Source organism: Saccharothrix sp. 6-C, assembly GCF_016695385.1.
In the GTDB taxonomy this organism is placed as follows: Bacteria; Actinomycetota; Actinomycetes; order Mycobacteriales; family Pseudonocardiaceae; genus Actinosynnema; species Actinosynnema texasense.
In genome coordinates, this window is sequence record NZ_CP064192.1 from 8,493,403 (window position 1) to 8,506,374 (window position 12,972).

General features: G+C 72.2%; 15 protein-coding genes and 1 tRNA gene. 11 read left to right on the plus strand and 5 right to left on the minus strand.

What is annotated here, in order from left to right; all coding sequences use genetic code 11:
* Positions 1–391: 391 nt before the first annotated feature.
* Together IOD16_RS37090 and IOD16_RS37095 are read left to right on the plus strand one after the other, a co-directional pair.
* Entirely contained in the window at positions 392–1,333 is a 942-nt protein-coding gene (locus IOD16_RS37090) for a glycoside hydrolase family 6 protein (protein WP_201438060.1), read from the plus strand.
* Between the two features lie 142 nt (positions 1,334–1,475).
* A complete protein-coding gene (locus IOD16_RS37095) occupies positions 1,476–3,227 on the plus strand; it encodes an ABC transporter ATP-binding protein (protein WP_236594599.1) in 1,752 nt (583 codons plus the stop codon).
* 62 nt (positions 3,228–3,289) lie between these two features.
* Here IOD16_RS37095 and IOD16_RS37100 read toward each other — a convergent pair whose 3' ends face one another.
* Positions 3,290–3,991 carry a hypothetical protein gene (locus IOD16_RS37100; RefSeq protein ID WP_201438062.1) on the minus strand — a complete coding sequence of 234 codons (702 nt, stop codon included), beginning with the start codon at positions 3,989–3,991 and terminating at the stop codon, positions 3,290–3,292.
* A 56-nt stretch (positions 3,992–4,047) separates the two neighbouring features.
* Between IOD16_RS37100 and IOD16_RS37105 the strand changes: the two genes are divergently transcribed.
* The gene (locus tag IOD16_RS37105; RefSeq protein ID WP_201438063.1) at positions 4,048–4,512 is read left to right on the plus strand and encodes a hypothetical protein; all 465 of its coding nucleotides are present in this window, start codon (positions 4,048–4,050) and stop codon (positions 4,510–4,512) included.
* A gap of 46 nt (positions 4,513–4,558) precedes the next feature.
* Here IOD16_RS37105 and IOD16_RS37110 read toward each other — a convergent pair whose 3' ends face one another.
* From IOD16_RS37110 to IOD16_RS37120, 3 genes are all read right to left on the minus strand, one after another.
* Entirely contained in the window at positions 4,559–4,987 is a 429-nt protein-coding gene (locus IOD16_RS37110) for an OsmC family protein (protein ID WP_123748215.1), read from the minus strand.
* A 123-nt stretch (positions 4,988–5,110) separates the two neighbouring features.
* Positions 5,111–5,183: transfer RNA gene (locus IOD16_RS37115), tRNA-Gly, on the minus strand.
* Between the two features lie 13 nt (positions 5,184–5,196).
* The gene (locus tag IOD16_RS37120) at positions 5,197–5,607 is read right to left on the minus strand and encodes a DUF7674 family protein (protein ID WP_123744771.1); all 411 of its coding nucleotides are present in this window, start codon (positions 5,605–5,607) and stop codon (positions 5,197–5,199) included.
* Positions 5,608–5,856: 249 nt separating this feature from the next.
* On the opposite strand from IOD16_RS37120, the gene IOD16_RS37125 reads away from it, so the two are divergent.
* The 5 genes from IOD16_RS37125 to IOD16_RS37145 all read left to right on the plus strand — a co-directional run bounded on the left by IOD16_RS37125 (position 5,857) and on the right by IOD16_RS37145 (position 10,468).
* The gene (locus IOD16_RS37125; protein WP_201438064.1) at positions 5,857–7,230 is read left to right on the plus strand and encodes a sigma-70 family RNA polymerase sigma factor; all 1,374 of its coding nucleotides are present in this window, start codon (positions 5,857–5,859) and stop codon (positions 7,228–7,230) included.
* 87 nt (positions 7,231–7,317) lie between these two features.
* On the plus strand, positions 7,318–7,752 hold the full coding sequence (locus tag IOD16_RS37130) for a DUF983 domain-containing protein (RefSeq protein WP_123744769.1): 435 nt from the start codon (positions 7,318–7,320) through the stop codon (positions 7,750–7,752).
* A gap of 27 nt (positions 7,753–7,779) precedes the next feature.
* Positions 7,780–8,643: an Fpg/Nei family DNA glycosylase gene (locus IOD16_RS37135; protein WP_123744768.1), complete on the plus strand. Its 864-nt coding sequence runs from the start codon at positions 7,780–7,782 to the stop codon at positions 8,641–8,643.
* 92 nt (positions 8,644–8,735) lie between these two features.
* Complete coding sequence (locus IOD16_RS37140) at positions 8,736–9,026, plus strand: hypothetical protein (protein ID WP_201438065.1); 291 nt, start codon at positions 8,736–8,738, stop codon at positions 9,024–9,026.
* Positions 9,027–9,208: 182 nt separating this feature from the next.
* Complete coding sequence (locus tag IOD16_RS37145; RefSeq protein ID WP_123744766.1) at positions 9,209–10,468, plus strand: histidine kinase; 1,260 nt, start codon at positions 9,209–9,211, stop codon at positions 10,466–10,468.
* A 15-nt stretch (positions 10,469–10,483) separates the two neighbouring features.
* On the opposite strand, the gene IOD16_RS37150 is transcribed toward IOD16_RS37145, so the two are convergent.
* A complete protein-coding gene (locus IOD16_RS37150; protein WP_170185171.1) occupies positions 10,484–10,651 on the minus strand; it encodes a hypothetical protein in 168 nt (55 codons plus the stop codon).
* 71 nt (positions 10,652–10,722) lie between these two features.
* Between IOD16_RS37150 and IOD16_RS37155 the strand changes: the two genes are divergently transcribed.
* The 3 genes from IOD16_RS37155 to IOD16_RS37165 all read left to right on the plus strand — a co-directional run bounded on the left by IOD16_RS37155 (position 10,723) and on the right by IOD16_RS37165 (position 12,948).
* Positions 10,723–11,589 carry a S49 family peptidase gene (locus tag IOD16_RS37155; RefSeq protein ID WP_201438066.1) on the plus strand — a complete coding sequence of 289 codons (867 nt, stop codon included), beginning with the start codon at positions 10,723–10,725 and terminating at the stop codon, positions 11,587–11,589.
* A gap of 61 nt (positions 11,590–11,650) precedes the next feature.
* Complete coding sequence (locus IOD16_RS37160; RefSeq protein ID WP_201438067.1) at positions 11,651–12,511, plus strand: LytR/AlgR family response regulator transcription factor; 861 nt, start codon at positions 11,651–11,653, stop codon at positions 12,509–12,511.
* A complete protein-coding gene (locus IOD16_RS37165) occupies positions 12,508–12,948 on the plus strand; it encodes a hypothetical protein (RefSeq protein ID WP_123744763.1) in 441 nt (146 codons plus the stop codon). The genes IOD16_RS37160 and IOD16_RS37165 overlap by 4 nt, the downstream gene beginning before the upstream one ends.
* Positions 12,949–12,972: the final 24 nt, after the last annotated feature.

Genomic DNA, 12,972 nt, shown 5'->3' on the forward strand with positions numbered 1-12,972 from the left:
CTCCAGGGGTTGCCGCGCGAGCGCCATTGTTGCTTATGCGCCCGTGGCCGGTGCGGGCATACGGCACTTGTGATGCGGTCGTTGCCGGCCGTCGTCCCCGGCGGTCGCGGCGAGGCCGCCGAACAGCACGTGGACGGGGGGTGCCGGCCCGGTCGGGCCGTGACGAAAGCCGGGGTGATCGATCCAGTCGACACCCGGGTCCGACGCCTCCGCGCGCAGCCGGCTATGTCGGAGGTCACACGCGGGGTCCGGGGCGAGGCGCAGGGCTTCCCGGTGACGGTGAGCCACGTCCCGGCACCCAGCGTGCGCGGAAAGATCGCGTCCGGCCCGTTGACCTGGGTGCTTTGATCGATGAGCCACCGCCGCACGGTTCCGAGCGGAAGGATCGTTGATGCGCTTGACCGCGACAGTGCTCGCCCTGCTCGCCGCGCTCGTCGTCCCGGGCCAGGCGAACGCCGCCAGCCCCATCGGCATGACCAGCGGTTTCTACGTGGACCCCAACTCGAATCCCGCCGTCTGGGTGCGGAACAACCCCAACGACGGGCGGACGTCGGCCATCAGGGCCTCCCTCTCGACCAAGCCGATGGCGCGGTGGTTCGGCAGTTGGAGCGGTGACATCCGCACGGCCGTCGGCAACTACGTGGCCGCCGCCGACGCCGCCGACAAGCTGCCCGTCCTCGTCGCCTACAACATCCCCGGCCGGGACGCGTGCGGCGGGCACTCCGGCGGCGGGGCCGGATCACCCGAGGCCTACCGGACGTGGATCGCGAACTTCGCGGGCGCCATCGGCGCGCGGCCCGCCGTCGTGGTGATCGAGCCGGACTCGCTGGCCGACTTCAACTGCATGACGCCCGACGCCGTCACCGCGCGCAACGCGATGATCCGCTACGCCACCGAGCAGTTCCGCGACCGCGCCCCGAACACGTGGGCCTACCTGGACGCGGGCAACGCCCGCTGGGTGCCCGCGAACACCATGGCGGGCCGGTTGGACGCGGCCGGCGTGCGCAACGTCCGCGGGTTCGCGATCAACGTCTCGAACTACCACACCACCGCCGAGTCGGTGTCCTACGGCAACTCCGTGAACGGCTCCCTGCCCGGCTACACCAAGGCCTTCGTCGTCGACACCAGCCGCAACGGCAACGGGTCCAACGGCGAGTGGTGCAACCCCGGCCAGCGCAGGCTCGGCGCGACCGCCCAGACCGGCGGCGGCGCGGAGATGCTGCTGTGGGTGAAGGTCCCCGGCGACTCCGACGGCAACTGCGGCACCGCGCCGAACACGCCCGCGGGCACGTTCGACCCGGAGATCGCCTACCGGCTGGTGTTCGGCTACTGACCGACGCCGGGCGGGTGTCCTCCGACACCCGCCCGGCCAGGGCAAATGCGGTGGACCGGCCACTTAGGATGTGAGAGCGCTCCCCCACACGGCGCGGTGTGGGCGTCTCATGACCCCCCCCGTTCGCAGGAGCCCCCGCACCATGCCCCACGGTCCGCTCGACCACCGCTACCGCGGCGAGCACCCCGTCCGCACCCTCCTCTACCTCTTCCGCGAGGACCGCGCGAAGCTCGGCCTCGGCGCCGGCGCGTTCTTCGTCAAGCACAGCCCCACCTGGCTCACCCCGGTCATCACCGCCCACGTCATCGACGTCGTCGTGGAGCGCGAGCCGGTCACCGGCATCTGGCTCGGCGCCGGGTTGCTGCTGGTCACGCTCGTGCTCAACTACCCGTTCGCGATCCTCTACACGCGCTGGTGGTACGGCAGCGCGCGCCGGATGGGCATGCGGATGAGGTCGGCGCTGAGCCGGCGCATGCAGCAGCTGTCCATCGGCTACCACGCGCGGGTCAGCGCGGGCGTGCTGCAGACCAAGGTCATCCGGGACGTCGAGAGCATCGAGACGTCCACCCAGCAGGTCGGCGACCAGGGCCTCTCGGCGCTGGCGACGCTGAGCGGCGCGCTGGTCGTGATCAGCTTGAGCGCGCCCGCGTTCCTGCCGGTGTTCCTGCTCGTCGTGCCCGCGGCGGCGGTGCTGGTGATGTGGCTGCGCGGCCGGCTGCGCGCGTACAACGAGTCGTTCCGGCACGAGGTCGAGCAGCTGTCGTCGCGGGTCGGCGAGATGACCACGCTCATCCCGATCACCCGTGCCCACGGCCTGGAGAGCACCGCCCTCAACCGCATGGACGGCACGCTGCGGCAGGTCTTCGCCGCCGGCATGAAGCTCGACGGCCTCAACGTCCGCTTCGGCGCGCTGGCCTGGATCCTGCTCAACGCCCTCGGCGTCGGCTGCCTCGCCGGCGCGGCCCTGGCCGCCTACCACGGGTGGCTGTCCGTGACGCCGGGTGACGTGGTCATGCTCAGCGCCTACTTCGCCTCCCTGACCGGCGCGGTCACCACGCTGATGAGCCTCACGCCGCTGATCGGCAAGGGCCTGGAGTCGGTGCGCTCCCTCGGCGAGGTGCTCCAGGCGCCGGACCTGGAGCACAACGCGGGCAAGGCGCAGGTCGACGTCGTGCACGGCGGCGTGCGGTTCGAGGAGGTCGGGTTCGCCTACCCGGAGTCCGCGCGGAGCTCGGTCAGCGACTTCACCCTCGACGTGCGGCCGGGCGAGACGATCGCGCTGGTCGGCGCGTCCGGCGCGGGCAAGTCGACGGCGGTGAACCTGGTCATCGGGTTCCTGCGGCCCACGCAGGGCCGCATCCTGCTCGACGGCGTCGACATGGAGGCGTTGGACCTGCGCAGCTACCGGCGGTTCGTGTCGGTGGTGCCGCAGGAGTCGATCCTGTTCGAGGGCACGATCCGGGACAACGTCACCTACGGCCTGGACGACGTGTCCGAGGACGTGGTGCGGCGGGCGTTGGCCGACGCGAACGCGCTGGAGTTCATCGACCGGCTGCCGGCCGGGCTGGACACCGTGGTCGGCGAGCGCGGCGCGCGGCTGTCCGGCGGCCAGAAGCAGCGGCTGGCGATCGCCCGGGCGCTGATCCGCGACCCGCGCGTGCTGGTGCTGGACGAGGCGACCTCCGCGCTGGACACCAAGTCCGAGGCGCTGGTGCAGCAGGCGCTGGCCCGTCTGGTGCACGGCCGCACGGTGTTCGTGGTGGCGCACCGGCTGTCCACGATCCGCAACGCCGACCGGATCGTGGTGATGGACGAGGGTCGGATCGTGGAGATCGGCTCGCACGACGAGCTGCTCCGGACCGGTGGCGCGTACGCGCGGGCGCAGAGCGCGTAGCCGGGGACCGCACTGGCTTCGGTGCGACGAAGGGGGCGGTTCCCGGCTACCGGGGGCCGCCCTCAGTTCTTCTTGGTGAGCAGGGTGGGTCCGACGATGCGGCGCGCGATCCGGCGCAGCCGGCTGCGCGAGGTGGCGGTCGGCGTCGGCTTGGCGGCGGCGGGTGCGGCGGGGGCCGGTGCTTCGGCGGGCTCGGCGGGTGCGGCGACGGGGGCGAACGCTTCGGCGGCGGCCGGGTTGGCGGGTGCGGCGGCGGGGGACGGGGTCACGGGAGGCGCGGTCACGGGAGGCGCGGGGGTGAACGCCGCGGTCTGGCCGGTGGGCGCGAAGGGCGACGCGGCGGTCTGGTCCGCGGGCGCGAAGAGCGACGTGGTGGGCGGGCCGGCGGGCGCGGGGGCGAACGCGGTCGCCGCCGGGGTGGCGAGGGCGGGTGCGCCGTGGGCGGTGGGCGAGGCGGCCGGGACCGCGCCGGCGGCGCCGTCGAGCTTGCCCTTGAGCGCGTCGACGAGCCTGCCGTTGCTGTGGCCGTGACCGTTGCCGTTGGTGTGGCCGTTGCCGTTGGTGTGGCCGTTGAGCTTGCCGTTCGACCCGCCGGACACCGGCTCGAACTTCGTGGTCGCCGCCGCGATCGGCGTCAGGTTGGTCGCGGTCATCGGCTCGGCGGTGGGCCAAGCGGGCTCCCGCACGGCGGCGATGGGCTGCACGCGGACCGTGGGCGTGTCGTTGGTTCGCTGGGGCTGGGTGGGCACCTGGCTGGACGTCACGCCTCGATCTTGCCAAAACACGTTCGGTTATCCGTCGCCGGGCGAGTCAGCAGAAGATGAACCCGCACGGTCTGCGGGTGGTCGTCGTGGTAGTCGTGGTGGTGGTGGGACGCCGCGTCGTGGTCGTCGTCGTGGTGGTCGGCCGCGCGGTGGTGGTCGTCGTCGTGGACGACGTGGTGGAGGCGGTGGTGGTCGTCGTGGTGGTCGTGGTCGACGACGCCGACGTGGTGCTCGTGCGGCTCGTCGACCTGCTGCTCGACGACGTGGCGTTGGCCGCGGTGGTCGTGCGGTCCGGCTGCTCGCTGCCCTTGACGACCACGATCTCGCCGCCGCCGGTCGGCTCCAGGCCGCGGGTCGGCTTGGTCGTGCTCCCGTTCACCGCCAGCAGGGCGGCCACCGCCGCGCCGACCAAGGCGCCGAACGCGAGCCGGCCGGGTCCACCCAACGCCGTGAGCATCCCCAACGACTACCGGCCTCACTCATTCGGGTCAAATCCCCGCGGACAACTGGTACCGGCCTGACACTTCGGGTATCTGGCCGGTACCAGGGGTCATCCGGAGGCCCGGGTCACGCCTTGAGGCTCGCGTCGAGCGTGATCTCCGTGCCGGCCAGCGCCTTGCTGACCGGGCAGTTCTCCTTGGCGTTCGCGGCCGCGGCCGCGAAGCCCTCCTCGTCCAGCCCCGGCACGACCGCGGTGACGGTCAGGTGGATGCCGGTGATGCCGGTGCCGGGCTGGAACGTCACCTCGGCCGAGGTGACGACCTCCTGCGGCGGGGTGCCCGCCTGCGCGAGGCCGTGCGACAGCGCCATCGAGTAGCACGACGAGTGCGCGGCGGCGATGAGCTCCTCGGGGCTGGTCTTGCCGTTCGCCGCCTCGGCCCGGGACGGCCAGCTCACGTCGAACGTGCCGACGCCGGAGGACTCGAGGGCGACGTTGCCCGCGCCCTCCATCAGGTTGCCTTCCCAGCGCGTGGTCGCCTTGCGGGTGGTGGCCATGTTCTGCAACTCCGTCTTCGACGAGGAAACCCTTCGCCGCCAAACCTAATGGTGATCGTCGGCGCGCGCCCCGGCGCACACGCGAAAGGGCCCCCGGTGAGATACCGGGGGCCCTTTTCGGAGAGCGGATGACGAGACTCGAACTCGCGACCCTCACCTTGGCAAGGTGATGCGCTACCAACTGCGCTACATCCGCCTGTTGACGACAACTATAGACCACGCTCGAACCGGGTTTCGACGGGGGGTCCCGATCGCGCCAGCAGCCGGTCCACCTCGGTCAACCGCTCCTTCGGCCAGCGCCACTCCCACAGGGGCCTGACCCGGTCGACGACCTCGGCGGGCAGCCACGGCGCCACCTCGTCGCGCAGCTCCCACTCGTCGAACACGTGCTCGTAGAAGCTGACCACGGACGCGTCGGACAGGAACCGCTCGGGCTGCCGGAAGCACCAGTGCGCGAAGCCGTACACCCGGCCCAGCGCCTCGCGGTCGCCGTCGCGGTGGGCCTCCAGCGCGAGTTGCCACAACTCGGACAGGAACACGTGGCAGGACCAGGACTCGCGCTCGACAACGGCGCTCAGCTCGGGGAGGAGGGCGGAAGCCCTTGTGCGCCAATCGACCACGCGGCAGGAGACTACTCGTCACCGGGCGGTCCGCAGCGCGGTCGGCCACCAGCCGACGCCCACCCGTGACCGCCCCGTCACCGAACGCGAGCACCCGCGCTGCGGTGCACAGGTGCTCTGACTAGGCCGAACGGCCGACACCGTCCGTCGGGTGTTCGGTATCGGCTCGCTATCACTTCGGGCCGGGACCAGCCGACTGTGGCATCTTGACCACTGGACCACAGGCGGGGCGGGAGGTGCCGGGGCGGGATGGCCGGAGATGCCGATGTCGACCTGGAACTGCTCGCCAGGGTCAGGGCGGGCGACGACGGCGCGTTCGGCGAGCTGTTCACCCGCCACGCCGACGCCGTTCGCCGGTTCGCCCTCCGGCACGTGCGCGAGCACGCCGAAGCCGACGACCTGACCGCCGAGGCCTTCTTCCGGGTGCTCCAGGCGATCCGCCGGGGCAACGGGCCCACCGAGCACGTCCGCACCTACCTGCTGACCGTCGCGCGCCGGGTGGCGTGGGAGTGGAGCGGGCGGCGCCGGGACGTGCCGGTGGAGGACGAGGAGCTGAGCCTGCGGGTCGAGCCGTTCCCGGACGTCACCGCGAACCGGCCGGAGCACGCGCTGATCTCCCGCGCCTTCACCAGCCTGCCCGAGCGGTGGCGCACGGTGCTGTGGCAGGTCGAGGTGGAGGGCGAGCGGCCCGCCGCGGTCGCGCCGCACTTCGGCCTGAGCCCGAACGCGATGGCGGCGCTGGCCCGCCGCGCCCGCGAGGGGCTGCGGGCGGCCTACCTCCAGGCGCACCTGGCCGAGGACACCGGGCCGGGCGCGTGCAGCTCCGTGGTCGCGAAGCTGGGCGCCTACACGGCGGGCGGCTCGCAGGGCGCCGAGCACCGGCGCATCCGCAAGCACCTGCGGACCTGCTCCTCCTGCAACGCGCTGCACGCCGAGCTGGTCGAGGTGTGCTCGACGTTGCGGGCGCACGCGGCGAGCATCGCCGTGCCGGTGGCCGCGACCGCGCTGCTGGGGCAGGCGGTGCTCGGACCGGCGGCGTCGGGCACCGCGGCGCTCGGACCCGCGGTGCTGGGCAAGGCGGCGTGGCTCACCGGGCGGGTGAAGTCGGCGCTGGCGGCCACCGCCTCGGTCGTCGCCGTCGGCCTGTTCGGGGTGCTGGCCGGCGCGTTCACCGGCGCGCCCGGCCCGGCGCTGGTGCAGTCCGGCCCCGACGGCGCGCCCGGCGAGAACGTGCTGGACCTGTGCTCGACCGAGGCGACCACGACGGTGACCGGCACGGCGACCAGCGCGACGTCGCCGACGCCCGCCGACGCGCGGCGGGTCGTGCACCCCGGCACGGGGCAGGCGGGGCGCCCGGCGCCGACGACGACGTCCGCCCCGGTCCCGCCGCGGGTGGAGCCGACCGGGTCGACCGCGCCGGCCGAGCCGCGCGACCTGGACCCGACCACGACGTCCACGGCGGTCACCACCTCCGACCCGCGCACGGTCCTGCTGGTCACGACCACGACGACGACCGCGGCGACCACCACCGGACCGGCCAGGTCGGTCGAGCCGACGCCGCCGCCGGTCACGCCGACGACGGTGACGCTGCGCCCGACGCCGACCGGTCTGGGCGCCGCGTGACGGCCGGGGTTTCACCCGCGAGGTGCAAGACTTTGCCGGTAGCGTGGAAAGCGCTGAGTGATCGCTCGACGTCTTGAGGAGACGGTGATGACGCGGCTGGTGCGCGGAGCTGACGGCCGGATGTGGACGGTGCGCAGCCAGATCGAGTGGCGCAACCCGTCGACGGAGGAGGACTTCGAGCACGACGTGAACGGCGGCCACGGCCCCGGCGTGCTGATGCTGGCGATCGTGATCGGCATGGCGGTGCTGCTGGTCGCGTGGACGCCCGCGGAGGTCGTCGTGCCGGCGTGGCTGCTCGTCGCGCTGGTCCTGGTGTTCCTGTTCTTCCCGGTGCGCTGGGCGGTGCGGCGGCCGTGGCTGGTGGCGGCGGAGTCGAAGAAGACCGAGGAGCTGCCGCCGGAGCGGTGGATCGGCTCGGTGCGCGGCTTCCTGACCGTGCGCAACGAGGTCGCGAACGTGGCCCGCAAGATCGAGATGTACTCGCTGCCCGACCTGGACGGCCCGCTGCAACCGGTCGACTGACGGCCGTCGGCGGGTGACACTGGTCTGGTGCCGGAACTGCCCGAGGTCGAGGCCCTCGCCCACCACCTGCGCGAGCACGCCGTCGGACGGCGCGTGCACCGGGTGGACGTCTCGTCGTTGCAGGTGTTGAAGACGTTCACGCCGCCGTGGACCGAGCTCCAGGGGCGCGAGGTGACCGGCGCGGGCCGGTTCGGCAAGCACCTGGACCTCGACTGCGACGGCCTGCACCTGGTGGTGCACCTCGCGCGGGCCGGGTGGCTGCGCTGGTCGGAGCACCTGTCGGCGGCGCCGCCCAAGCCCGGCCGCGGCCCGTTGGCGCTGCGCGTGCACCTGGGCCCGCCCGGTGAGGGGCCCGGGTTCGACCTGACCGAGGCGGGCACGAAGAAGGGCCTGGCCGCGTGGGTGGTGACCGACCCGGCGGACGTGCCGGGCATCGCGCGGCTCGGCCCGGACGCGCTGTCGATCACGCGCACCCAGCTCGAGGACCTGTTCGCCGGGCGCACCGAGCGGCTGAAGACCGCGCTGACCGACCAGGCGGTGCTGGCGGGCGTCGGCAACGCCTACTCCGACGAGATCATGCACACGGCCCGGCTGTCGCCGTACGCGACGGCGGGGAAGCTGCCCGCCGAGGCGTTGGACCGGCTGCACGAGGCGCTGGTCGGCGTGCTGACCGACGCGGTGGCCCGGTCGGTCGGCCAGTCCGCCGCGACCCTGAAGGGTGAGAAGCGGTCCGGGCTGCGGGTGCACGCGCGGACCGGTCTGCCCTGCCCGGTGTGCGGTGACGTGGTGCGCGAGGTCTCGTTCGCGGACAAGGCCTTCCAGTACTGCCCGACGTGCCAGACGGGCGGCAAGCCGCTCGCCGACCGCCGGATGTCACGGCTGCTCAAGTAGGTCACACGGACGAGTGGCTTGGTCCGTTCGTCGGCTGAGCCACGCCGTCGGGGGAACTCCTCCGGGGTCCGACCGACCCACTTGGAGGAGTCATGAACCAGCGCATCGCCGCCGCGTTGATCGGCGCGACCATGGGACTGGCCACGTTCGCGGGTTCGACCATCGCCGTCTCGGCCGCCGCGCCGAAGGCCGAGCAGCCGCCCCAGTTGCAGCAGGACCAGGTGTCCGAGGTGATCTGCCGGGTGCTCAAGGAGCTGGACCTGCTCGACAACCCCGCGCTCGCGGACCTGGTGAAGAACTTGAAGTGCAAGGACTCGGACAAACCCACCGAGACGACCACGTCCACATCGGCGTCGGAGACGAACGAGCCCGGTCGGCGCTGACGCGGGGTGAGCGCCGAACCGGCTGCGCGACCCGAGTGATCGGGTCGCGCCCACGCTCAGTGATCGTCATGAGCGTTGATCACCCGTTTGGGTAAGCACTCTGCCACGGTTGCCCGCAATTCATCGGATGTGCACGTTCCGCACGGCCCATCCCCTTGCCTATACCGCCCCCACGGCACAGCATGGACGCCGTGCGGGACCTCCTGACCGAGCGCGCTGTGCTCGGACTCATCGCGACCTTGGCCGTTCTGGGCCTCTTCGTGATGCTGTGCCGTGCCCGCCGCGTCAGCACGTCGGTCGAGGACGCCGTGATGGACATGCTGCACCGCATGTCGAAGGCGTCGGCCGACCTGCGCGAGGGCTTGACCGAGGACGCGGCGAACAAGGCGACGCCGCACCTGCGGGAGATGCTGCGGTGCGTCGCGGTCGGCATCACCGACCACGAAGGCACCCTGCTGTCCTGGGACGGCGGGGCCAACGACCACTACGAGTTCCTCCGCGCCTACATCGAGCGCGCCATCGGCGAGGGCCACAAGGAGCACGTCGAGCACCGCAAGCTGGACTGCGAGCTGCCCGGCCCGTGCTCGCTGCACAGCGCGGTGATCGTGCCGCTGGTGGTGGAGGGCGACGTCGCCGGCACGCTGATCGTGGTCAGCGGGGTGGCGAACAAGCGGCAGATCCGGATGGCGGAGGAGACCGCGCGGTTCGTCTCCACGCAGCTGGAGCTGGAGGTGCTGCAGAAGTCCCGGCAGGCGCTGGCGCAGGCCGAGGTCCGGGCGCTGCGGGCGCAGATCTCGCCGCACTTCGTCTACAACGCGCTGAACACGATCTCGTCGCTGATCCGCACGGACCCGGCGCACGCGCGGGAGCTGCTGCAGGAGTTCGCCGAGTTCACCCGCTACTCGTTCCGCACCGACGGCTTCTTCACCACGCTGGCCGACGAGCTGACCAACATCCACCGCTACCTGACCATCGAGCAGGCGCGGTACGGGTCGAGGCTGAACGTCCGGCTCAAGATCGCGCCCGAGGTGCTCCAGGTCGTGCTGCCGTTCCTGGTGCTGCAACCGCTGGTGGAGAACGCGGTCCGGCACGGGCTGGCGAAGAAGCCCGGCGGCGGCGAGCTGACCATCATCGCCGAGGACAACGGCGCGGAGGCGTTGATCTCGGTCGAGGACGACGGCGTCGGCATGGACCCGGACCGCCTCTTCGACGACCTCAAGGACGCGCACCAGACCGGCGCGCACGTCGGCCTCGGCAACATCAACCACCGGATGCGGGCGGTCTTCGGCGACGACTACGCGCTGGTCGTGGAGACCGCGCCGGAAGCCGGCATGAAGATCATCCTGAAGATCCCGAAGTACCGGCCGGGCGTGCAGACGAACCTGCCGCTGGTGCCGCCGCGACTCGAGGACACCACCGAGCAGCCCGCGGTGCGCGCCTGATCGGCCCCGGCGCGGTCAGGCGGCGGCGATCGCCAGGACGGTCACCATCATGACCGCGCACACGCTCCAGGTGATCCACATCCAGTAGACGTGCATCGCGGTCGGACCGTCGGCGTTCTTGCGACCGCGGTCGTCCCACCACTCGACGTAGCGTTCGAGCCACCGGAACGGGTTGAACGTCACCGCTCGATGTTAGCCGTGCCCGGCGGGTTTCCGGACGCGCTCGACCGCCGTCGACCCGTAAGGTCGAGGACATGAGCGTGACGGACAAGATCGCGGCCCGGCTGCCCAGGATCGTGAGCGATCGGACCGAGCGCGGACCCGTGGTGGCCGCCGTCCGACTGCACGGCGTCATCACCCCGATGCCGACGCCGATGGCCCGCAACACCATCAGCATGCAGACCGTGGAGAGCGCGCTGACCCGCGCCTTCGAGCACGACCGGCTCGTCGCGGTCGCGCTGCTGATCAACTCGCCCGGCGGCGCGCCGACGCAGTCCGCCCTGGTCGCCGAGCGCATCCGCGAGCTGGCCGCCAAGAACAAGGTGCCCGTCCTCGCGTTCTGCGAGGACCTGGCGGCCTCCGGCGGCTACTGGCTGGCCTGCGCGGGCGACGAGATCTACGCGCACGGCACGTCCCTGGTCGGCTCGATCGGCGTGGTGAGCTCGGGTTTCGGCCTCAACGGCCTGATCGAGCGCTACGGCGTCGAGCGGCGCGTGCACACCGCCGGCGAGGCGAAGGTGCGCCTCGACCCGTTCAGCCCGGAGAAGCCCGAGGACGTCGAGTGGCTCAAGGGCCTGCAGGCCCAGCTGCACGAGCAGTTCGCCGACTGGGTGAAGGAGCGGCGCGGCGCGAAGCTCAAGGCCACCGACGACGAGCTGTTCAACGGCGAGGTGTGGACCGGGGCGAAGGCGGTCGAGCTCGGCCTGGTGGACGGCCTCGGCACGCTGCGCGGCGTCGTCGCCAAGCGCTACCCGGACGCGGAGATCGCCATCGCCGAGCCGCGCCGGCCCTTCCTCGCCCGCCTCGGACTCGCCGGCGCGACCACCCGATCGGGCGACTTCCTGGTGGAGGGGTTGGCGGCGCTGGAAGAGCGGGCGCGCTGGTCGCGATTCGGCTTGTGAGGTCACGGCCTCGCGGCCGTCCGGCAACCGGCGTAGACAGCGACCCCACCGGGTCGGCAAGATGCGCGGCACAGTGAGCACCCCAATGACCAATCGCACGGACAGCACAGGCCTCCTCGTTCTGGCGGTGGACGACGAGGCGCCCGGTCTGAGCGAGATCAAGTTCCTGCTCGAGAGCAGCCCGCACATCCGACGTGTGCTCACGGCCTTCGACGCGGCCGAGGCACTGCGCATCCTCCGGGGTGACTACGACGTCGAGGTGATGGACCGCACCCGGGCCGGGCTGCCGCCGGTCGACGCCGTGTTCGCGGACATCAACATGCCCGGGCTCAGCGGCACGGACCTCGCGCGCGTGCTCGGCGCGTTCCGGCAGCCGCCGGCGCTGGTGTTCGTCACGGGGGTCGAGCACTCGGAGGCCGTGGTGGCGTTCGAGGTGGGCGCGCTGGACTTCGTGACCAAGCCGATCAACTCCGACCGGATCAACAAGGCGATCTCGCGCGTGGTGGACCGGGTCGCCGCGACACCGGCGGTCACGCCGGAGCCCGCGGCGGCGGAACCGCAGGACGACGAGGTGATCCCGGTCGAGCTGGGCGGCACGATCAAGCTCGTGCCGCGCGCCACCGTGCGCTACGTCGAGGCGCAGGGCGACTACGCGCGCCTGCACACCAACGACGGGGCGAGCCACCTGGTGCGCATCCCGCTGGCGCAGCTGGAGGAGCGCTGGGAGAACGCCGGGTTCGTCCGCATCCACCGGTCCTTCCTGGTGGCGCTGCCGCTGGTGACCGAGCTGCGGATGACGTCGAACGGGTACGCGGTGGTGATCGGCTCCGGCGAGGGCGCGAAGGAGCTGCCGGTCAGCCGGCGGCACACGCGCGAGCTGAAGGAGAGGATCGTGCGCCCCCCCAGAAGCAGTTGGGGATGACCAAGCACTCCGGCCCTCCCGGGCAACCGGACCAGCCGCAGCCGGCCGAGCGCGACGCCTGGCTGTCGGTCTCCGCGCGCAAGAACCGCAGGCGGCGCGTGGTGCTCGCCGATCCGCGCGGTCGCGGGCGGGTGCTGCGCACGATCATCGAGCTGGAGGAGCAGACCAGCGTCGGCGAGAAGCTGATCCGCGACCTGATCCGGACCCAGCTGCGCACGGGCCTGGTGCTCGGCGGCGGCACGCTGCTGCTGCTGGCGCTGCTGCCGCTGGTGTTCTACCTGCTGCCGTGGCTGGCGGAGGTGGAGTTCCTCGGCGTGCGGCTGCCGTGGCTGCTGCTCGGCCTGCTGCCGTTCCCGCTCTGCTACGGCGTCGGCTACGCGTACCGGAGGTTCGCCGAGCGCCACGAGCAGGACTTCGTGAGTTCGGTGGACCGGTGATCGACAACCCGTGGAGCCTCGTGC